Origin of the sequence: Marinobacterium alkalitolerans, from assembly GCF_017776525.1 — a bacterium.
GTDB lineage: Bacteria > Pseudomonadota > Gammaproteobacteria > Pseudomonadales > Balneatricaceae > Marinobacterium > Marinobacterium alkalitolerans.
In genome coordinates this window covers 52800-74422 of record NZ_JACVEW010000003.1, presented here as the reverse complement: position 1 = coordinate 74422, position 21623 = coordinate 52800, and the positions used below count along the sequence as shown (strand labels likewise).

The window sequence follows — 21623 nt, the reverse complement described above, 5'->3', positions numbered from 1 at the left end:
GCCATTGATGGGACAAGGCTATGTCAGCAGTACGAGAAAAATTCTATCTGACCTCCGGTTACCTGTCCGGTGCCTGCATCATCGCCATTATGTTGTTGATACTGGGGCAGATCGTGGGGCGCTTTTTCGGTTTTATCATTCCTTCGGCAGAGGACTTTGCCGGCTATTCACTGGCCGCTTCCATTTTCTTCGGCCTGGCCTACACCCTCCATGAAGGCGGGCATATCCGGGTCACGCTGGCGATACAGCGCTTGCCTCCACGCTGGCGGCGGCTGCAGGAATTCATCGTATTGGTGTTCGGGCTGGCACTGACAGGCTTCATGGCCTGGTACAGCTGGTTCATGGTGTGGGAGTCCTATGTGTTTGAAGAAGTGACACATGGGTACATCGCCATGCCGTTGTGGGCACCGCAGGTGCCTTTGGGGCTGGGGACCACAGCGTTAATGCTGGCGGTGCTGGATGCACTGGTGTCAGTGATCAAGGGCGACCTGCCGGATTACATCGGCGCCGAAGATGAAATTAACCTGGAGGAAGCTTGATGGAGCCGATGACGCTATCGATTATCCTCGCCATCAGCATGCTGTTGATGCTGGCCGTGGGGGTCTGGGTCTCGCTGGCGCTGGTGGGTGTCGCGGTACTCGGCCTGATGCTTTCGGGTAACGAGCAGATCGGCCTGCTGTTTGGTACCTCCAGCTGGGGTGCCAGTACGGCCTGGTCACTGACCGCCTTGCCGATGTTTATCTGGATGGGGGAGGTGTTGTTCCGAACCCGCCTGTCATCGGATCTGTTCACCGGGCTGGCGCCCTGGCTGGGAGGCCTGCCGGGCAAGCTGCTGCACGTGAACGTACTCAGCTGCGGCATCTTTGCCGCTGTATCGGGCTCATCTGCCGCGACTGCGGCGACCATCGGGCGCATGACCCTGCCTGAACTCAAGGCACAGGGATACAGTGACCGCATGGCAGTGGGCACGCTGGCCGGCTCGGGTACGCTGGGCCTGCTGATCCCGCCTTCGATTATTCTCATCGTCTACGGTGTCGCGGCCGAGGTATCCATCGGGCGCCTGTTTATTGCCGGTGCCTTGCCGGGCCTGATGCTGGTGATTCTGTTCATGGGATACACCATGGTCTGGGCGCTGCTGCACAAGGACGAGGTGCCCTGGCAAAGCAAGGCGCAGGTTTCGCTGGCGGCCAAGCTTGGGGCCCTGAGAAAACTGTTGCCGATCATGGGCCTGATCGGTTTTGTATTGGGCTCCATCTATGCGGGCTTCACAACGCCAACAGAGGCGGCGGCACTGGGTGTGTTCGGTGCGCTGGTGCTGGCAGGTGTGACCGGCTCACTCACGATGGACAGCTTCAAGGAAAGTCTGCTGGGGGCGGTGAAAAGCTCCTGCATGATCGGGCTGATTCTGGTTGGTGCGCACTTCCTCACACTGGCAATGGGATTTCTGGGCATTCCCCGTGCGTTGACCGAATGGATCGGCACCCTCGACTTGTCACCCTTTGAGTTGCTGATTTACCTGACTGTGCTGTTTGTCATGCTGGGCTGCTTTCTGGATGGCATTTCTGTCGTGGTACTGACCGTGGCGGTGGTGTTGCCGATGGTGCAGCAGGCCGGTATCGACCTGCTCTGGTTCGGCATCTACATCGTGCTGGTGGTAGAGATGTCACAGATCACGCCACCGGTCGGCTTCAACCTGTTCGTGATACAGGCCCTCACCGGCAAGAACATTCTTTACGTTGCCAGGGCCGCCTTGCCCTTCTTCCTGATGATTCTGGTCGCTATCGTGCTGATCTACTGGTTCCCGGAGATTGTTACCTATCTGCCAACAACCATGACGCAGCGTTAGTGGCATTCATGAAGTGCGCTGAGGGCGGGTGCGTTAATGCATGCCGCCCTTTTTCTATCTGGCTTGACCGAACTGTTTTCATGGCTGTCAGGGGATCTGAATGCCACTTCAGAGCAGTGACAAAACCAGGTTCAGACTGACGAACGACAGTGCCGTGGTGGCAATCAGAATGCTGGCGCAGGTTTGGCTCAGACCATAGGGGCCGGCAATAATCGGATACACGCTGAACATGGGCATGGATGCCAGCAGGAGCATGGACAGGCGCAGGTCGGGCGACAGGCCCGGAACCAGCATGAGCAGCAAAAACACCAGCAGAGGGTGCAGCATCAGTTTGCCGGCGGTCACCAGAGGTACGGCTGACAGGTGACCTCGGATGGAGGTGCCCACCAGCACCCCGCCAATACTGAACAGGGCAACCGCTGCCGATGCCTGCGCCAACATGTCCAGGGTTCGGTCCGCAACCGGCGGAATTTCAAGCCCGAGTAATGAAACCAGCATGCCGGCTGCAATGGACAGGACCAGCGGGTTAGGCAGCACCCTGCTGAATACGGAGCCGGCATACTGCAGACGCGAGGTCTGTTTTGTCTGGGTGCCGGACTCTATGATGATCAGCGCCAGTGGAATGATGAGCAGGTTCTCCACCATCAAGGACATGGCAAAGGCCTGCGCCGGTGGTTCTCCAAAGACCTGCAGCAAAACCGGGTAGCCAATGAAGGCGCTGTTGGAAACAGCCATGCCCATGCCCTTGACGCCACTGTCTGTGAGGGAGTCACCCAGAGCCTTTCGATGCAGCACGACACCAATCAACAGCGTGAGCAGCGAGGCTGTTGCATAGATCAGCAAATAGCTCGGTACGATCACCTGACCAAACTCCATTCGAGACAGGGTGCCGAAAATCAGTGCCGGCAGGCTGAAATAGAGCACAAACCGGCCCATGCCTGCCGCAGCGGCAGAAGGTACGAGAGAGGTTTTGACAGCCAGATAGCCCAGGCCGATCAGAATGAAAATCGGGGCTGTAATCGATAGAACACTGGGCATGTGGGTTCCTTTGCGGATATTTTCGTTGGATCAGGGTAAGGATCAGTACCTTTCTGCAGGGGGCTGCTTTCAGTCTTGCTCGCGGCATTCGCTAATAGCCGGTGTGCTGATGGCACTCATCATACTGTGTCTATATGGATATTTGCGATCTCGTCTGAGGATGTGATGGCATCGCTTTAATCCATGCAGTCATGGAAAGAAGGCAGAGTGCCCTCATGTTTTTACCTCACCGGTAGGCCATATGGAGGCTTATGCTTCGCCCCATGTCGGGTATGTTTGATGACCAAATCCCCTCCTTTGCACGGCCATTGACCAATGGATTATCAAATCGGGGTGCGGGGGCGGGGCTGCATAACGTAGAATGGCCCGATTGGTAACATGAAAACCATTTTCATGAGCGGGCCTATTGGCAGCGATAGTCCCTTGAGACGTAACGCAAGAGGATGTTGAGCCTGTCGGGAGAAGCATGAGGTTTCCTGTGCTTTCTCACGTGGTCAGGACAACTAAGGTTCGTGGTAGAAGTGCATAAAAAAAACAGCGTGGCTGAAATCAGCATGGAAAACCTATTGAGGATTTTTACTGTTCCAGAAGCGCCGGGATCTACGCTGAACCGTCTGGACAATGACATCTCGGCCAACCTTGCCGGCTTCCTGCAGGAGCATATCGTTGCGGAAGAAGCGGATCTGGGCAAAATCGAGCAGGATTTCAGTGATACCCGAATACCTGAAAAACCCGTATTTGTGTCCGAACACACCGATTTTCTGATCGACAAGGTGGTGGCTCAGTCGGTGCACACCTCTTCGCCAAGCTTTGTTGGCCACATGACGTCGGCGCTGCCGTACTTCATGATCCCGCTCTCCAAGATCATGATCGCCCTGAACCAGAACCTGGTGAAAACCGAGACCTCCAAGGCGTTTACACCGCTGGAGCGTCAGGTGTTGGGCATGTTGCACCGCCTTACCTACGGCGAAAGTGACGACTTCTACGATACCTGGCTGCACCATGGCCGCAAGCGTCTGGGGGCCTTCTGTTCCGGTGGAACGGTGGCCAATATTACGGCGCTGTGGACGGCCCGTAACCGAGCCTTCGGGCCGGACGGAGCGTTTCCGGGGATCAACCACAGCGGCATTTTCGGGGCCATGCGTCATTATGGCTGTGAAGGTGCGGCAGTGCTGGTGTCTGAAAGGGGGCACTACTCCCTGTCCAAGTCAGCTGATGTACTGGGCATTGGACGTGAAAACCTGATCTCCATCGAGACAGACAGCCACAACCGCATTCGGCTGGACGCGCTGGAGCGCAAGATCGAAGAGCTGAAACAGCAGCGGATCCGACCCTTCGCGCTGGTGGGCATTGCCGGTACCACCGAGACCGGCAATATTGACCCGCTGGACAAGCTGGCCGATATCGCTGAAGCGCACGGGATTCACTTCCACGTGGATGCAGCCTGGGGCGGGCCGACCCTGTTTTCGGACCGATACCGGCCGCTGATGAAAGGCATCGAGCGCGCTGACTCGGTTACCATCGATGCCCACAAACAGCTCTACGTACCCATGGGGGTCGGGCTGGTGCTGTTCCGTGATCCCTCCATGCTGGAAAACATCGAGCACCATGCCCAATACATTATTCGCCAGGGCTCGAAGGATCTGGGCAGCACCACGCTGGAAGGGTCTCGCCCGGGGATGGCCATGCTGGTGCATGCCGGCCTCAAGATCATCAGTCGCCGTGGCTATGCCATGCTGATTGAAAACGGCATCGAACTGGCGCGTCGTTTTGCCGACCGTATTGCGGCTCAGGACGACTTTGAGCTGGTATCCGACCCCGAACTCAACATCTTTACCTACCGCTGGGTGCCCGCGGATGTGCAGGCGCGCCTGAAAGAGGCCGATCCGTCCCTGCGGCAGCAGATCAACGATGCGCTCAGCGATATCACGCAAAGCATTCAGAAAGAGCAGCGCGAGCGCGGCAAGGCGTTTGTATCCCGCACCAAGCTGAAACCGGAGTGTTATGGTGAACAGGCGATCACCGTTTTCCGTGTTGTGCTGGCGAATCCGCTGACCACTGATGAAGTGCTGCGCGAGGTGTTGGATGAACAGCGTGAAATTGCTGCTGGCATGGCGCATCAGCCCGAGATGCAGGCCCTGAAAGCCCTGATGGATGCGCTGCCGGCCTGATCCAGTCTTCTGCACAGCCACAGGAGTGACATCTGATGAGTGTACTGAACATTCCCGACACCATGGCCGGCGTTCTGCTCACTGGTCATGGGGGGCTGGAGCAGCTGGAATACCGTGAAGACCTGCCTGTCCCTCGCCCACTGGCAGGGCAGGTACTGATCAAGGTCGGTGCCAGCGCGATCAACAATACCGATATCAACACCCGTATTGGCTGGTATTCAAGGAGTGTCAGCAGCGGGACGGATGCGGCCGGGGGCGCGGGCCTGGAGGCGGCCAGTGTTGAAGACGCCGCCTGGTCCGGCAGTGCGTTTCAGTTTCCCCGCATTCAGGGCCTTGATTGCTGCGGTACCATCGTCGCGGTGGGAGAGGGCGTTGATCCGGGACGTGTTGGTGAGCGTGTACTGGTGCGGCCCATGCATGAGCCCTCTGCGACCTCTGCACCTTTCGAACTCATTACCTTTGGCTCCGACTACGACGGTGCGTTTGCAGAATATGCCGTGGCGCCGGCCCGGGAAGTGTTTCCGGTGCAGAGCTCACTGACCGATGAGCAGCTGGCGTCTTTTCCCTGTGCCTACTCAACGGCTGAAAGCATGCTGGAACGGGCAGACGTGAAGGCCGGTGATCGGGTGCTCGTCACAGGTGCCTCTGGCGGGGTGGGTTCGGCTGCCGTGCAACTGGCAAAACGCCGGGGAGCCGAGGTGGTCGCGGTCTGTTCAGAGAGTAAAGGCGACACCGTGCTGGCCTTGGGCGCTGATACCCTGGTCCCTCGCGGGCAGTCTGTACTGGATGCGCTGGGTGAAAACAGCGTTCAGGTGGTGGTTGATCTGGTAGGCAGGCCTGACTGGCCGGAACTGCTGGATGTGCTGCAGCGGGGAGGGCGTTACGTGGTATCCGGTGCCATTGCCGGCCCCGTGGTGGAGCTTGACCTTCGAACCCTCTATCTGAAGAACCTCACCTTCTACGGCTCGACCTGGCAGCCAAGGTACGTTTTTGAGCAGCTGGTCCAGTATATCGAGCGAGGCGAGGTCAAGCCTCAGGTGGCCAGAGTTTATCCCCTATCGGAGATACGCACGGCACAGCAGGACTTTGTCGGCAAGACGATGCCCGGCAAGCTGGTACTGACTGTTCCACGCCGCTGAATCGCTCTGATTCACCCCTTATACATGATCCCCGTCACATAACCGGTGATGGAAGGCGCCTGCCGTTGGGGCATAATGTGACTGTTTCATTGAATGTGCAGTGATCGCACCCCGCCGGGCAGGAGGCCTGTAATGACACTACTCTCACGCAGGTCTGTCGCCTGTACCCCCAAGCAAGCTGTTCTGACCACTCTTTTGTTGTTGGCTGTGCTGTCCTGGGCATCGTTCTGGGTATACACGCAGTTGGTGATGAATACCACGAAAGAAGCCGTAGAAGGGCAGTTTCAGGAACGGGCAATCTACCGGTTTGATACCACCCTGCAGCAGATCGACGCACAAGCCGAGCGGCTGGAGCGGCAGCTGGGCGCTCTGGAGCAGTCGGTCCCGGTCAGCATGACCCCTGAGGAATGGGCTCGCTATGCTGACCGTCTGGTCGACCGTCTGCAGGTGCCGGGTCTGGTGCGAGCCGGTTTTGTCGACTGGACCGCAGCGAACACCCCCTTCCAAAGTCCCGACCCGAATTTGGAGGCGGCTAGGACCAGACCCGAGATGCCCGAGTGGTGGCAGGCACTGCCGGAGACGTTCTTGCAGCAGGACGGGCAGGCCCCCGGCTGGTGGAGCCCCCTGTACGAGGAGGAGCAAAGTGAAGACACGCTGGTGTCTCTGGTGTGGCGTATCAGGCAGCCCAATGGGGAGTTACGCGGTCTGCTGAGCCTGGATTTACGCCTCAATGACTGGCTGTCGCAGGTTGCTCGGACGGCAGAGGCCGCGCCCGATATGACACTGTGGCTTACGGATCGCCAGCGCCGTCATGTCGTATTGACTCAGGCGCAGGTCGGGGCAGACCCCCTCCAGCCGTTGCTGGATCAGGCCGAGTCCCTGATCCCCATGAGCATTTTTCTGACCGGCTTTGAGCATCTCAAAATGACCGACAATGCCATGGGGACTGATCTGTATTATGCCCCTACACGGACGGGTCTGCGCTTGACCGCGGCACTTCCTGAGATGGCGCGGGCGGCACAAACCCAAGCCTTTAAAGCAGAGAACCGAGGGTACCTGTACGGGCTGGGGCTGGTGATTCTGCTCCTGACGCTGGCAGGGCTGGCCTATATCGTACCGGCACTGCGCAACCTGCGTGCCTTTTATCTGGACAAGCTGACCGGCCTTCCCAACCGTCCTCGACTGATGCAAGACCTGGAGCGTGACAGCTCGGTCACTCTGGTACTGTTGAATCTGGACCGATTCCGCGAGGTGAACAGCCTCTTCGGCGATGGCTGTGGGGATTTGATATTGAAAGAGGTCGCGCTGCGGCTGGAGTCTTTCATGTCCAGCGAGGATTACGCCGCCGGACGGCTGTACCGCGTGGGGGGCGATGAGTTTGCCATCTTGCTGCCGCGTTGCCGTCCGGAGCTGATTGAACAGCAACTGGTGGCGTTGCTGGCAGCTGTCCGCAGCAACCCCGTGCAATGGCAGCACCATGAAATTGCAGTCAGTGCGACGATTGGTGCGGCGGTTCCCTGGTTTGATACCCCCCGGGAGCACAGCCTCTATATTCATGCCCGTGAAGCCTTTCGCGAGGCGCGCGACAAAGGGCTGCACTACCGTGTGTACGACGGCTCAGAACCACTGGAACAGACCTTTGAGCATAATCAGCGCTGGGCCGGCAAGCTGCGCGATGCTCTGGATGAAGAGGGGTTGGTTGCCTGGTTCCAGCCGATTCTGAACAACACTACCGGTCGTGTGGACAAGTATGAATGCCTGGTGCGGATGCTCGATAACAACGGTGAGGTAGTCAGCCCCGGCAACTTTCTGGAAGTCGCCGGCAAGCTGCGTCTGGAAGGGCATATCACCCGGGTGATGGTTGAAACCTGCTTCGCACGCTTTGCCGATTCCCACATGCAGTTTTCAATCAACCTTTCCTATACCGATCTGCAGCAGGAAGAGCTGACCGACTTTATCATCGAACGTCTGGATGCCACCGGCGTGGGGACGCGTGTGATTTTTGAGCTGCTTGAGTCGGCCAACATCGAGAACTATGCGCAGGTCCATGATTTTGTAAATGCAGTGAAGGCGCGTGGCTGTCGCATCGCGATTGATGATTTCGGCACCGGCTATTCCAACTTTGAACATCTGTTGCAGCTGAAAGTGGATTTCATCAAGATCGATGGCAGCCTGATACGGAACCTGGACAAGGACCCCAACGCTCGCCGAGTCGCGCGCGGGATTGTGGGGCTGGCGCGAAGCATGAAAATTGAAACCGTTGCGGAGTATGTGCACTCCAGTGCCATCCAGATGGAAGTGTTGCGGCTGGGGATCAGCTTCTCGCAGGGCGAGTTGATTGGAATGCCGGCCCCTGAACTGCTGACACAGGTGCCCAGGGAGCTGACCCAGATGTCCTACTCCGGTCGCAGCCGCGTGCGCAGGTCGGGTACGCTGGTTGGCAACGAGTACTGAGGTCAGGCGCTCGCGTCGCGGATATTCTCCATCACCACAAAAGTGCTGGTCTGCAGCACGTGGGGCAGCGCGGAGATCTGCTCGCCCAGTACGGCACGGTATTCTTCCATGTTTCGGGTCCGCACCTTCATCAGGTAGTCAAAATTGCCGGCAATCATGTGGCACTCTTCTACCGCTGAAATGTTGCGAACGGCCGTGTTGAACGCATCTAGCGCCTTGCTGCTGGTATCGTTGAGCGTGACCTGTGCAAAGGCGATATGGTTCAGGCCCAGCTTGGTCTGATCCACCAGTGCGGTATAGGCCTTGATGTAGCCCTGTTCCTCCAATCGCTTCATGCGAATCTGGCAAGGTGTTTTAGATAGACCTACTCTTGAAGCAAGCTCAGTGACAGTAATGCGGGCATTGCGCTGAAGTTCAGTAATGATTGCGTGATCGAGCCTGTCCAGATCGGCCATAATGACTACCTTTATGTATCAATTCGTCTTTAGTCCAATGTTAATAAAGGCTATCTGACTTTTGAAGGCGTGGATATAGTCAACTTGACTTCCCCGCTCGCAATATACTGTTAGCTGTTTCCGGTAAGAGGCGGTGGCCGGGTATCGAGGTGATGGCAAGGGCTCGGGCCCGTCTCTGCTGGTTTGAACAGGACACCAAACACCACATGCAGAGCACCCCGGGGGAGCCATGGCCTATTCCTGCTCGTCAACAAAAAAAATCGTACTCGAGCAGCTTGCGAATCTCATTCGAGAACAGCTCGATGAGGCGGAAGCCCAATCCGCAATTTCCTTTTCAACCCAATCCGATTCGACACCCAGTGCTCAGGATCTGGCGGCGATACAGGCACATGTTCTGGAATTGTCACGTCACTGGAGCACTCAGCTGCAAGAACACTTGACCAGGGCCCTGGGGGCTGAAACGGGTCTGCAGCGGGCCGAACAGTACAAAGGCGCCTTCCCGACCGCCTACAAGGAGGCGTTTTCACCTGAGCAGGCGCTCGAGGATATCGAGCAGCTTGAGGCACTGGCGGCGGATTCAGCGATCAGTCTCAGGTTTGATAACCATGAACTGGCCCGCACGGGCGAGTTGCGATTCAAGATTTTCTGTCCGGAAGCCCCGCTGGTGCTCTCGGATGTCATTCCGGTGCTGGAAAACCTGGGCATGCGCGTACTGGGTGAGCACCCCTTCACGCTGGTGTGTGCCGATGGGCGCCGGTTCGGTATCAGTGATTTCCGTGTGGCCTGTCCCGACGTGAGCCCTGACATGCTGCAACGCAGTCAGGATGTGGTGCAGCAGGCGTTTGAACACATCTGGCAGGGCAAGGCCGAAAACGACACCTTCAATCACCTGATCGTGCGGGCGGGACTCAACTGGCGTGAAGTGGCCCTGATGCGCGCCTACGCCCGCTATATCAAGCAGTTGCGTTTTGGCTTCAGCCAGCATTTCATCGCCGACACCCTGTCGCGCCACCTGCAGCTGACGGAGCAACTGCTGGCCTATTTCAAGGCACGCTTCGATCCTCAGCTGTCTGACGAGGCGCGGCCGGCACGGGTCGAGCAGCTGTCCCAAACGATCCTGGCGGAGCTGGACGGCGTTCAGACGCTGGATGATGACCGTATCCTGAGGCGCTTTTTCCTGCTGATGCAGGCTACACTCAGAACCAACTTTTTCCAGCAGGATGAGCAGGGCGGAGAAAAGGAGTACTTCTCCTTCAAACTGGCGCCGGGCAAGGTACCCGATGTACCCAAGCCGCATCCGAAATTTGAAATCTTTGTCTACTCGCCGCGTGTGGAAGGTATTCACCTGCGTGCCGGCCGCATCGCGCGGGGCGGTCTGCGCTGGTCGGATCGTATCGAGGACTATCGAACCGAAGTGCTGGGTCTGGTGAAGGCGCAGCAGGTCAAGAATTCGGTGATCGTGCCCATGGGCGCCAAGGGCGGTTTCATCGTCAAGCAGCCGCAGGAAGGCGGGCGAGAGGCCCATCAGGCAGAGGCCGTTGCCTGCTACAAAACCTTTATTCGCGGCCTGCTGGACCTGACCGACAACCTGGTTGAAGGCGCTGTGCAACCGCCCCGGGGCGTGGTTCGCCATGATGAAGATGACCCCTATCTGGTGGTCGCCGCTGACAAGGGAACGGCAACCTTTTCCGATATTGCCAACGCGGTTGCCGGTGACTACGGCTTCTGGCTGGGTGACGCCTTTGCGTCCGGCGGCAGTGAGGGCTATGACCACAAGAAAATGGGCATTACCGCCCGCGGTGCCTGGGAGTCGGTCAAGCGGCACTTCCGGGAGCAGGGGCTCGATACCCAGACGCAGCCGTTTACGGTGGCCGGTATTGGTGACATGGGCGGGGATGTCTTCGGCAACGGCATGCTGCTGTCTGACCAGATCCAGCTGGTCGCGGCCTTTAACCACCAGCACATTTTCATTGACCCGACGCCGGATGCGGCCCGTGCCTTCAAGGAGCGCGAGCGACTGTTCCGGCTGCCGCGCTCAAGCTGGGCGGACTATGATACTTCTCTGATCAGTGCCGGAGGCGGGGTGTTTTCCCGTTCGGCCAAATGGATCGAGCTGAGCCCGCAGGTGCGTGAACGGCTGGATATCAGTGCCGAGAAGCTGTCGCCCAATGAGTTGATCCAGGCCATTCTCAAAGCGCCGGTGGATCTCATCTGGAATGGCGGCATCGGCACCTATATCAAGGCCGAAGCCGAGTCGCATGCCGATGTAGGCGACAAGTCGAACGATGCGCTGCGTGTGAACGCCTCCGAGCTGCGCTGCAAGGTGATTGGCGAGGGTGGCAACCTGGGTGCGACCCAGAAAGGCCGCATTGAATTTGCCCGCCGGGGAGGCGCGGTGAATACGGACTTCATCGACAATGCCGGTGGCGTTGACTGCTCGGACCATGAGGTCAATATCAAGATTCTTCTGAATGAGCAGGTCCAGTCGGGTGCACTGAGCCTTGAGCGGCGCAATGAACTGCTGCGCGAAATGGAGCCGGTGGTTGCCGAGCTGGTGCTGCTCAACAACTACCGTCAGGCGTTCGCCCTGACTCGGGCCGATGCCGTTGCGGCCGGTTCGCTGGATGATCAGATCCGTTTGATTCGACGCCTGGAAACTGCCGGTTTGCTGGATCCTGCGCTTGAAGGGTTGCCCGACACGGCAGAACTCAAGCGGCGCCGCGGGGCCGGGGAGGGCCTGAGCCGCCCAGAACTGTCGGTACTGGTGTCCTATGCCAAAATCGAGCTCAAACAGGCACTGGTGGGCTCCTGGATTGCGCAGGACGCGCGTTTCACCTCGGCCCTCTATTCGGCCTTTCCCCCGTCCCTGCTGGAACGCTTCCCGCAGGCGGTGGATCAGCACCGACTGCGTCCCGAGATCGTTGCCACTCAGGTCGCCAATGATCTGGTGAACCGCATGGGGATCAGTTTCATTGACAAGATGCGACTGGCGACAGGGGCGGACGCCGCCGATATAGCGGCCGCCTACCTGATCACCTGCGAGACGTTTGATATCGACACCTACTGGACCAGCGTGGAAGCACTGGATGGTCAGGTGCCGACCGGTGTACAGATCAGCCTGATGCAGGACCTGGTCGAACTGGCAACCCGAGGCACACACTGGCTGCTGCATTATCAGCGCCAGGCGCTGGATCCGCAGCGTATCAAGGCGCACTTTCACGACCCGCTGGCCGAAGTGCTGGCCTCACGAGAGGCGCTTCAGGCGGTGATACCTGCTGACCGCTGGCAGGACGAATATGATGCCTACTGTGCAGCGGGGGTGCCGGAGCATCTGGCGCTGTATTGTGCGTCAACCCAGAGTCGCTACTGGCTGATGGATATCATTGAGATCGGACGCCAGCAGCAACAGCCCGTGCATGCGGTGGCACAGGTTTACTTCACCCTGGGTGAAGGGCTGAAGCTGACCTGGCTGGATGGCCAGATTCAGTCACAACGCACCGAGAATCACTGGCAGATGCTGGCCATGACCCGCTTCCGCAATGAGCTGGACGATCATTTGCGCCAGCTGACGTTGAACGTATTCACGCTGGAGGACGAGGCTGCACACACGTCCAGCCCCGAGACACGCGTGGAAGCGTGGCGGTCTACCTGCGCCAAGCCCTTGCAGCACTGGTATCAAACCCTCTCGGACATGCAAGGCAGCAGTGCGCTGGACACCGCTGCCCTTGCCGTGGCGATGGGAGGGCTGAAGACGCTGGCGTCGTTGCAGAACTGAGCCTGACGTCTTGCTTGCCTGGATGCAGCGGATAGCCTGCTGCGCCGACCTTGTTCCCCGGCTTCGGCCGGGGTTTTTTATGTCTGTATAGGGTTAACTGGCTACTTTTTGTTCTTTGAGTATTCTGATCGACTTTTATAGAGGTGAAAATAATACCAACCGTGCTGTCATAGGTATAAAAATAGGAAAAGTGTGTATGGCTTGGTGATTAGAATGGTCACAAATGTTTGTGTGGATGAGGATACCATCATGACCCAACAACAAGATCGCCATACGCATCCATCTCTCGATACCTGTCGTCAGGCTGTCCGTGCCAACTACCTGGCGGACGAGCACCGGGTTATCAACGACCTGATCACAGCCGCTGACTTGTCGTCTGAGGTGCGTGATGCCATCTCTGCCCGCGCAGCCGAGCTGGTCCGCAATGTACGCGGCAACTCCAGGCCCACCATGATGGAAAAGTTCCTGGCACAGTACGGCCTTACAACCAAGGAAGGGGTGGCCCTGATGTGTCTGGCCGAGGCGCTGCTGCGTGTGCCGGATAACGTCACTATCCACGACCTGATCGAAGACAAGATTGCGTCCGGCCAGTGGTCAGAGCACCGTGGCAAGGCCAAGTCCTCCCTGATCAATACCACCACCTGGGGCCTGATGGTGGCGGGCAGGCTGATCAGCCCGTCCGACCAGAAGAGCCTGATGGAAACCCTGCGCAGCCTGGTCAAGCGCATGGGCGACCCCATGGTGCGTACCGTTGCGCACCAGGCGATGAAAGAGATGGGCCGCCAGTTCGTCCTGGGCCGTACCATCGACGAAGCGCAGAAGCGTGCCCAGAAGTATGAATCCAGGGGGTACACCTATTCCTATGACATGCTGGGTGAAGCGGCGCGTACCGATGCGGATGCGCAGCGTTACCAGCGTGACTACTCGCGTGCCATCAGCGCGCTGGCACCCAACTGTGTGCATGACGATATTCGCAACAACCCCGGCATTTCGGTCAAATTGTCGGCGCTGCATGCCCGTTATGAGTACGGCCATCGCGATCGCGTCATGACCGAACTGGCCCCCCGTGCGCTGGAACTGGCCAAGCAGGCCAAGGCCGCCAACATGGGCTTCAATATCGATGCTGAAGAAGCCGATCGTCTGGACCTGTCACTGGATGTGATCGAGATGATTCTGTCCGATCCCGAGCTGGCCGGCTGGGATGGCTTTGGTGTCGTGGTTCAGGCCTTCGGCAAGCGTGCGTCGCAGGTGCTGGACTGGCTTTACGCGCTGGCGGAAAAACTGGACCGCCGCATCATGGTTCGCCTGGTGAAAGGCGCATATTGGGATGCCGAGATCAAGCGTGCTCAGGTCATGGGCCTCAAGGGCTTCCCGGTCTTCACCCGCAAGGCGTGCAGCGATGTCTCCTACCTGGCCTGTGCCAAGCAGCTGCTGGGCATGACCGACCGCATTTATCCACAGTTCGCAACCCACAATGCGCACTCCGTCTCCGCTATCACGGAGCTGGCGCAGGGGCGTGACTGCTTTGAGTTCCAGCGCCTGCATGGTATGGGTGAGTCCCTGCATGAAGCGTTGATGAGCGGCGGCAACACCCGCTGCCGTATTTATGCACCGGTCGGAGCGCATCAGGATCTGCTGGCCTATCTGGTTCGCCGACTGCTGGAGAACGGTGCCAACAGTTCGTTCGTGAACCAGATCGTGGATACCCGTATTACGCCGGAAGAGATCGCACGCGATCCGATCAGTCAGGTACAGGCGCTGGGCGACAACATTTCCAGCAAGGCGATCGTGCGTCCGGAGCACATTTTTGGTGAAAACCGCCTCAACTCCCAGGGTTGGGACATCACCGACCCGGTTGAAGTGGAGCAGATGGAAGCTGCCCGTGGTGCTTTCCGTCAGCATACCTGGACCGGCGGGCCGGTGATCGCCGGCGAGGTGCAGGGCACGGAAGTACTGGAGGTTCGCAACCCGGCAGATCCGACCGATAAGGTGGGTCAGGTGACTCAGGCATCCGTAGCGGATGTTGATCAGGCGATTACGGCTGCCGAGCAGGGCTTTACCGCCTGGTCTGCACTGAGCGCTGAAGAGCGAGCCGAGCGTATTGCACGTGTGGGCGATCTGTATGAAGCCCACACCCACGAACTCTTTGCACTGGCGACCCGTGAAGCGGGCAAAACGCTGCTGGACGGCATTGCCGAAGTCCGTGAAGCGGTCGACTTCGCCCGTTTCTACGCCAATGAAGGCGTGCGCATGGCGAATGAGGGTGAGGCGCGTGGCGTGATCACCTGTATCTCGCCGTGGAACTTCCCGCTGGCGATCTTTACCGGCCAGATTCTGGCAGCACTGGCGGCAGGCAACACCGTACTGGCGAAGCCGGCAGAAACCACATCCCTGATGGCAACCCGTGCCGTCGAGCTGATGCATGAAGCCGGTATTCCCCGGGAAGCCGTACAGCTGCTGCCGGGACAGGGCTCAGTCGTGGGCGCGGCGCTCACGTCTGAGCCGCGCATTGCCGGGGTCTGCTTTACCGGCTCGACTGCCACGGCGCAGCGTATCAACAAGGTAATGGCTGAAAAGCTGGCGCCCGAGGCACCGCTGGTGGCGGAAACCGGTGGCCTGAACGCCATGATCGTGGATTCGACCGCACTGCCGGAGCAGGTCGTGCGTGATGTACTGGCGTCCTCTTTCCAGAGTGCCGGCCAGCGCTGTTCGGCACTGCGTGTTCTCTATGTCCAGAAGGACATTGCGGACCACCTGCTGGAGATGCTGTTTGGCGCCATGGACGAGCTGAGTGTGGGTAACCCCTGGCTGTTGTCCACCGATGTCGGCCCCGTGATCGACAAGAACGCTCAGGCCGGCATTCAGGCGCACTGTGACAAGTTCGAGCGCATGGGACGTGTACTCAAGAAGCTGGACGTGCCGGCAGAGGGGAACTTTGTAGCTCCCACCGTGATCCGCCTGAACGGCATCGAAGAGCTTGATGAAGAGATCTTTGGCCCGGTGCTGCACGTGGCTACCTTTGAGGCCACTGAGCTGGATGCCGTGGTTGACGCGATCAACGCCAAGGGCTTCGGCCTGACTTTCGGTCTGCATACCCGTGTGGATAACCGGGTGGAGCGCATCATCAAGCGGATCAAGGTGGGCAACGCCTACGTGAACCGTAACCAGATCGGTGCGATTGTCGGCTCTCAGCCGTTCGGCGGTGAAGGCCTTTCCGGTACCGGCCCGAAAGCGGGTGGCCCGCACTATGTGCGCCGCTTCAAGAAAGCGGACCCGGTGTCCATGCCGGCAGATGCCGGTGCGGCCGTTGTCACTGCCGAAGCACTGAGTGCGGCCATCGGCGCCCTGCAGTCAGCGCAGATACTGCCGCCGCTGGCACGCATGAGTGCGCTGCAGCCGTTTTTCAAGCAGGCGCCGGCCCCTCTGGATATCGAGCCCGAATTCATGCCCGGCCCGACCGGTGAGCTGAACCGTCTGTCCAACTGTCCACGTGGACTGGTGCTTTGCCTGGGCCCGACTCTGGACAGCGCGATGGAGCAGGCTGCCGTTGCCCTGTCGCAGGGTAACAAGGTGGTAGTGGTGGCGCCAGGTGCCGGACAGGCACTGTCTGCCGCCATGGACGCCGGCCTGCCGATCCAGGCCCTTGACGGCTTGCTGGATCCGGATGCACTGCGTGTGGCCGAAGGCTATGAAGCGGTTGCAACCGGAGCCGATACGGAGCTGCTGCGCCGTTACCGTGTGGCGCTGGCGGCACGTGAAGGTGCGCTGCTGCCGCTGATTACCGAGTATGTGCTGCCTGAGCGCTTCGTAATCGAGCGTCATCTGTGCGTGGATACCACCGCTGCCGGTGGTAATGCCAGCCTGATCGCACAGTCCGAATAACCACCTTTCCCATTGACCGGGCCTGATGTCAGTCCAGAGACCAGGTCCGGTCTCTTTTGCCTGTCCTGTTGATTCGCCGTAGAGTCTTTTGGGTTAAATAGTGACCAAAAAGATGATATGGCTCATACTTGAGTAAAATCTAATCAGACCTTGGCAACGTAATGGTTTATACGTTGTCTCTAGGTACAGCCCCCTGGATCCGATAAATATGTCCGCGGAGACGGACCCCAAGCATCGGTGCAACCATGAAGCTCTTCAAAGATTTTCTGGATGGACGAATCTGTTTCTACTGGTGTGACGAAAGCGGGCGTCAGCTGAGCCCGAGTCTCGCAACTGTTCAGGAATCGGAAGAATGGTGGAAGGGATACATGTTCTCTCTTTACAAGGGACCTGAGCGGCGCGGCTCGATTCATGACCGTCGCTGTAACCATGAAAAACGGCGTCGCATGTCCGAAGGTGAAACCCGTTCCTATGGGCGACGGCTGACGGATTCGCCGGTCAAGGTGGACTGCAACCTGGCTGTCGACAAGATTACGTTACTGTCCAAGATTGCCGTATATGAGGCCAAGCAGCCGGTCCGGCTATAGCAACCGGACCGGCGGTTCCTGATTAGGGTGGTGCTCAGTGTGAGAGTACCCGGGAGAGAAATGCCTGGGTGCGTTCGTTTTGCGGGTTATCAAACACCTGATCAGGCGCGCCCTGTTCCACGATGCGACCTTCATGGATGTAGATGACACGGTCGGCCACTTCACGCGCAAACCCCATCTCGTGTGTGACCACGAGCATGGTCATCCCTTCACGTGCCAGCTCACGCATGACGTCCAGCACCTCACCCACCATTTCCGGGTCGAGCGCTGAGGTTGGCTCATCAAACAGCATCAGGCGCGGTTCCATCGCAAGTGCCCGGGCAATGGCCACGCGCTGCTGCTGACCACCGGACAGCTGGCCGGGAAACTTGTCCGCCTGACTGGCAATGCCGACGCGCTCGAGCAGACGGTCCGCGTGATCGGCCGCTGCCTCCTGGTCGGTACTTTTCACCTTCATGGGCGCCAGCATGATGTTGCGGCGGACATTCAGGTGCGGAAACAGGTTGAACTGCTGAAACACCATACCCACTTCCTTGCGAATGGCGTTCAGCGCCTTCTGGTTGCCGCCGTGAGGTGCCAGCGGTTGCTGGTCTACCACCAGCTGGCCCGAGTTGTACTCTTCCAGTCCATTGATGCAACGGATCAGGGTGGATTTGCCGGACCCGCTGGCACCGATGATGACGACCACCTCGCCGGTTTCCACCTGCAGGTCGATATCCTTGAGTACGTGATGCTCGCCGAAGTACTTGTTCAGTTCGTTGATTTCAACAATGTGTGACATGAAACCGGTCCTCAGGCTGCTGATCCGCGGCGCTCGACCAGGCGCAGCAGGAGTGAGAGTGACAGGGTGATAATCAGGTACAGCACCGCCACGGCGAAGTAGACCTCAAAGGCGGTGAAGGTGTTGGCAATATACACCTGCCCCTGTCGGACCAGTTCGCCCACGCCGATTACGGAAAACAGCGAGGTATCCTTGATGCTGACAATGGCCTGGTTACCCAGTGGCGGGATCATGCGGCGAAACGCCTGAGGCCAGATGATGTACGTGAAAGTCTGAATGCGCGACAGCCCCAGTGACAGGCCTGCCTCGCGCTGTCCCCTGGCAATGGACTGAACGCCGCCGCGGACCACTTCCGAGATGTAGGCACCTGAGTTGAAGGCGATGGCGGCGATGGCGGCCGTCATGGGCTCAATGGGCGAGCCGACCAGGTCCGGCAGACCATAGAAGATGAACAGCACCTGCACCAGAATGGGGGTGCCGCGGAAAATCTCGATATAGGCGGTGGCGGGCCAGCGCAGATACCAGCGACGGTTGAGGCTGAGCAGCCCGAACAGGATGCCCAGCAGAAAGCCGATCAGCAGACCGCCGAACGAAATCATGAGGGTGTAGGGAAGCCCCTTCAACAGGAAGGGAATGGAGTTAATCGCTGCCTGCCAGTCGAATTGAAACTGGAATTCCACTGATGAATGCTCCGTGGTAAACAGAAATCAGCCGGCTACAGGCGTAGCCGGCCATGGGGGACTTATTCGCTGCCCGGCATCTTGCCGAACCATTTTTCGTAAATGGCCTTGTAGGTGCCGTCTTCCTTGATTTCAGCCAAAGCCGCGTTCACTTCATCCACCCAGGGGCTGCCCTGCTTGAGCGCGATACCGTACTGCTGGCCTTCATACAGCGGACCAACCGTTTTGGTACGTCCCTGACCACGGGTGCTGGAGAAATAGCCGACGTTGGGCGCGTCATAGAACACCGCGTCCACGGCGCCGGACATCAGCGCCATATACATGTCGGAGCTGCCCGGATACGGCGTCACGTTGCCATCCTGCTCCAGCGTATCCATCAGGAAGTTGTAGCTGGTGCTGCCAATTTTGGTGCCGATCTTGGCGCCTTCCAGGTCGGAAATTTCATCCACCTGGTCATTGTCGGCACGTACGAGAATACGCAGGCCGGAGTCGTAGTAGGGATCTGAAAAATCGACGATCTTTTCACGCTCTTCGGTGATGGTGATACCGGCCAGTGCCATATCCACATTACCGGTCTGAAGAGCAGGAATGATACCGTTGAAGTCCATGGTGTTGAGGTCATATTCAAACCCGGCGCGCTTGGACACCTCGGCCAGAATATCCATATCAAAACCGATCATCTTGCCGGTTGCCTGATCCATCATTTCGAACGGCACGAAACTCGGGTCAGTCACAACACGCAGGTTTTCAGCCTGCGCAGCGCCTGCAGCCGCGGACAGTGCCAGCCCCATACCGAGGGTTTTGAGCCATTTTGTTTTCATAATCACTCCTTTGCAGTAAGAGCGGCAGCTGGTGGCGCCGCATGAGTCAAATGGACAGGTTCAGGCAGGATCGCTGCCTGTAACTCCATCGCAATACTATGGTTCATCCTTCTGGTAAAAATCAAATATCGCGCCAAAATGGCATGCTGATTGAGCATTTGTGTCTGTTTTACGCCAGATTTCTTCAATTTCGGGCGATATTCCGATGTTCAAACGGGCATGCTAGTCTGTGATGCAGGTCTGCAACGGGCGTTTGCGGCTGACAATACTTCACGGATGGAAGGAAAAAACATGCGATGGATTCTGCTGGGGAGCAGCCTGATGCTGCTGCCGGTTTACTCAATGGCCGAGGTGTACAGCTGTGAGCGGGATGGCCGGCGGCTGTTCCAGTCGACCCCCTGTGAGGTGGGTGATGCACCCACCGGCATCAAGCCCCCCGCTGCTGCCTCACCCGGTCAAAGTGAACGCCAGCGGCGCGAGCAGGCAGAACGTTTCTGGGGCGAACAGGCGCAGCGTCGTCAGGCAGCCCGTGCGCGACAGAACGAACAGGCAGCCGATGCACGCAGGCGTCGCCTGCAGCGCAGGGCGGTTGAACAGGCGGTCGGGCAGGGCAGGCTGCTGCCCGGCATGACACCCTCACAGGTGAAGCGAGCCTGGGGCTTCCCGGATCGACAAAACCAAAAGATCCACGGCGGCCGGCAACGTGAATACTGGTACTACGTTGACCGGAAAACGGGCCATGTTCGGACTGCCGTGTTTCAGGACGAAGCGCTGCTTAGAGCCTCGGACTGAGGCAGGTGACCGGTTTTGACCAGAATGACGGTTTCCTGCTCCACATACGGGCAGTGCTCGCTCAAGTGCGGGCTGCGCAGCCAGGTACCAGTTGGGTAGCGCCCGTGCTCGTCACAAAACTCACCCGACAGCACCAGAATCTCTTCTCCGCCAAAGTGCCGGTGAGGCTGGAACTGTTCACCTGCCGGCCACTTCACCAGTGCCGTGTGCTCCGTTTCAAAGTGGTGCAGTGACATGACCTCCAGGCCACCAATGCCCGGCTGCCAGGGCTGCTCGGCCGTATTGATACGTACCTCTGCACTGTCACTGGGGTTGAAGTGGTTCAGCTTGACGAACAGGGTGCAGCCTTCACGGCTGAAAGGCGCATGTCGACTTCCGGGTGGGTTGCGAATGTAGCTGCCCGCCGGGTAGTCACCGCTCTCATCCGAGAACACGCCCTCCAACACCAGAATCTCCTCACCCAGCGGGTGGGGATGGCTGGAAAATGCGGTACCCGGTGCGTACTCGACAATACTGGTGGTGCGGCCCGACTCCCGGCCTTCGCGCTCCAGCGGCTTGCGCACCACGCCCTTTGCCGGGCTTGGATACCAGTCCATTTCTGCCGTTCTGTGAACGACATGCCGGGTGAAGTCCAGATTCAGGTTTTCCGGCAGAGACCGTGAGTTGGGTGTGTCGGGAACCATTCCTATCCTCGATGATCTGACGTAATATCAAGCACTCTTGGCGAATCGCCATACAGAGTATTCAATTGTACAGGGGCTCAGCGTGACTGAACGGGTCGGCAACAATACAGCCAGAAAAGTGTATCAGGCGCTATGCCTGACGCTCTTGATGGCGCTTGTGCTGACAGCTCAGCTACTGACCTTGAGTCATGCGTCTGGCATGGAGACACCGGTCTCGCCCCAGTACGACATGTTTGTACACTGTGAGGATACATCCGGATCAGATTGCGCGGCACCTGAGCCGGCAGACTGTTGCAGTGAAGCGCTGGACCGCTGTGCACTTGAGTGTACCCAAATGACCGCCTGGGTAACGGTACCCATTACGCCCTTGCCATTGATGCGGGTGCGTGCCATCCCGCCACCGGCAACGCAGTTGTGGTCCGATATCAGGCCGGATCCGCCGTATCAGCCTCCCAGAACCAGCTAATTCGATGCATTGAATAGACCCTTTGTGATTGATGATGCCCTGCACCCTGACAA

Annotated in this window: 16 protein-coding genes; 10 read left to right on the top strand and 6 right to left on the bottom strand. The window is 58.6% G+C overall.

Annotated features, from left to right (window positions below; genetic code table 11):
- Window positions 1–20: 20 nt before the first annotated feature.
- Both H9C73_RS02585 and H9C73_RS02580 read left to right on the top strand, forming a co-directional pair.
- Complete coding sequence (locus H9C73_RS02585) at window positions 21–539, top strand: TRAP transporter small permease (protein ID WP_209286223.1); 519 nt, start codon at window positions 21–23, stop codon at window positions 537–539.
- Window positions 539–1846: a TRAP transporter large permease gene (locus H9C73_RS02580; protein WP_209286222.1), complete on the top strand. Its 1308-nt coding sequence runs from the start codon at window positions 539–541 to the stop codon at window positions 1844–1846. Before H9C73_RS02585 ends, H9C73_RS02580 begins: the two co-directional genes overlap by 1 nt.
- A 108-nt stretch (window positions 1847–1954) precedes the next feature.
- Here H9C73_RS02580 and H9C73_RS02575 read toward each other — a convergent pair whose 3' ends face one another.
- Window positions 1955–2884 (bottom strand): AEC family transporter, encoded by a 930-nt coding sequence (locus H9C73_RS02575; RefSeq protein ID WP_209286221.1) that lies wholly within the window; start codon window positions 2882–2884, stop codon window positions 1955–1957.
- 512 nt (window positions 2885–3396) lie between these two features.
- Here H9C73_RS02575 and panP point away from each other — a divergent pair.
- From panP to H9C73_RS02560, 3 genes are all read left to right on the top strand, one after another.
- Window positions 3397–5055, top strand: coding sequence for a pyridoxal-dependent aspartate 1-decarboxylase PanP (gene panP, locus H9C73_RS02570; protein WP_328797924.1), 1659 nt, complete (start codon window positions 3397–3399; stop codon window positions 5053–5055).
- Between the two features lie 35 nt (window positions 5056–5090).
- Window positions 5091–6194 (top strand): alcohol dehydrogenase family protein, encoded by a 1104-nt coding sequence (locus H9C73_RS02565; RefSeq protein ID WP_209286219.1) that lies wholly within the window; start codon window positions 5091–5093, stop codon window positions 6192–6194.
- Between the two features lie 132 nt (window positions 6195–6326).
- Window positions 6327–8648, top strand: coding sequence for an EAL domain-containing protein (locus H9C73_RS02560; protein WP_209286218.1), 2322 nt, complete (start codon window positions 6327–6329; stop codon window positions 8646–8648).
- Between the two features lie 2 nt (window positions 8649–8650).
- On the opposite strand, the gene H9C73_RS02555 is transcribed toward H9C73_RS02560, so the two are convergent.
- Window positions 8651–9103 (bottom strand): Lrp/AsnC family transcriptional regulator, encoded by a 453-nt coding sequence (locus H9C73_RS02555; protein WP_209286217.1) that lies wholly within the window; start codon window positions 9101–9103, stop codon window positions 8651–8653.
- 229 nt (window positions 9104–9332) lie between these two features.
- On the opposite strand from H9C73_RS02555, the gene H9C73_RS02550 reads away from it, so the two are divergent.
- The 3 genes from H9C73_RS02550 (at window position 9333) to H9C73_RS02540 (ending at window position 17347) form a co-directional block, all read left to right on the top strand.
- Window positions 9333–12878, top strand: coding sequence for an NAD-glutamate dehydrogenase (locus tag H9C73_RS02550; protein ID WP_209286216.1), 3546 nt, complete (start codon window positions 9333–9335; stop codon window positions 12876–12878).
- Window positions 12879–13127: 249 nt separating this feature from the next.
- Window positions 13128–16760, top strand: coding sequence for a bifunctional proline dehydrogenase/L-glutamate gamma-semialdehyde dehydrogenase PutA (putA, locus tag H9C73_RS02545; RefSeq protein ID WP_209286215.1), 3633 nt, complete (start codon window positions 13128–13130; stop codon window positions 16758–16760).
- Between the two features lie 245 nt (window positions 16761–17005).
- On the top strand, window positions 17006–17347 hold the full coding sequence (locus H9C73_RS02540) for a hypothetical protein (protein WP_209286214.1): 342 nt from the start codon (window positions 17006–17008) through the stop codon (window positions 17345–17347).
- A 34-nt stretch (window positions 17348–17381) separates the two neighbouring features.
- Here the strand turns inward: H9C73_RS02540 and H9C73_RS02535 are convergent, their stop codons facing one another.
- The 3 genes from H9C73_RS02535 to H9C73_RS02525 all read right to left on the bottom strand — a co-directional run bounded on the left by H9C73_RS02535 (window position 17382) and on the right by H9C73_RS02525 (window position 19629).
- On the bottom strand, window positions 17382–18128 hold the full coding sequence (locus H9C73_RS02535; protein WP_236014043.1) for an amino acid ABC transporter ATP-binding protein: 747 nt from the start codon (window positions 18126–18128) through the stop codon (window positions 17382–17384).
- Window positions 18129–18139: 11 nt separating this feature from the next.
- A complete protein-coding gene (locus H9C73_RS02530) occupies window positions 18140–18808 on the bottom strand; it encodes an amino acid ABC transporter permease (RefSeq protein WP_209286213.1) in 669 nt (222 codons plus the stop codon).
- A 62-nt stretch (window positions 18809–18870) separates the two neighbouring features.
- Entirely contained in the window at window positions 18871–19629 is a 759-nt protein-coding gene (locus H9C73_RS02525) for a transporter substrate-binding domain-containing protein (RefSeq protein WP_209286212.1), read from the bottom strand.
- Between the two features lie 291 nt (window positions 19630–19920).
- Between H9C73_RS02525 and H9C73_RS02520 the strand changes: the two genes are divergently transcribed.
- A complete protein-coding gene (locus H9C73_RS02520; RefSeq protein WP_209286211.1) occupies window positions 19921–20421 on the top strand; it encodes a hypothetical protein in 501 nt (166 codons plus the stop codon).
- Here H9C73_RS02520 and H9C73_RS02515 read toward each other — a convergent pair.
- Complete coding sequence (locus H9C73_RS02515; protein WP_209286210.1) at window positions 20388–21104, bottom strand: cupin domain-containing protein; 717 nt, start codon at window positions 21102–21104, stop codon at window positions 20388–20390. The two genes, H9C73_RS02520 and H9C73_RS02515, sit on opposite strands and share 34 nt — an antisense overlap.
- Window positions 21105–21186: 82 nt before the next feature.
- Between H9C73_RS02515 and H9C73_RS02510 the strand changes: the two genes are divergently transcribed.
- Window positions 21187–21570, top strand: coding sequence for a hypothetical protein (locus H9C73_RS02510; protein WP_209286209.1), 384 nt, complete (start codon window positions 21187–21189; stop codon window positions 21568–21570).
- The last annotated feature ends 53 nt before the right edge of the window (window positions 21571–21623 follow it).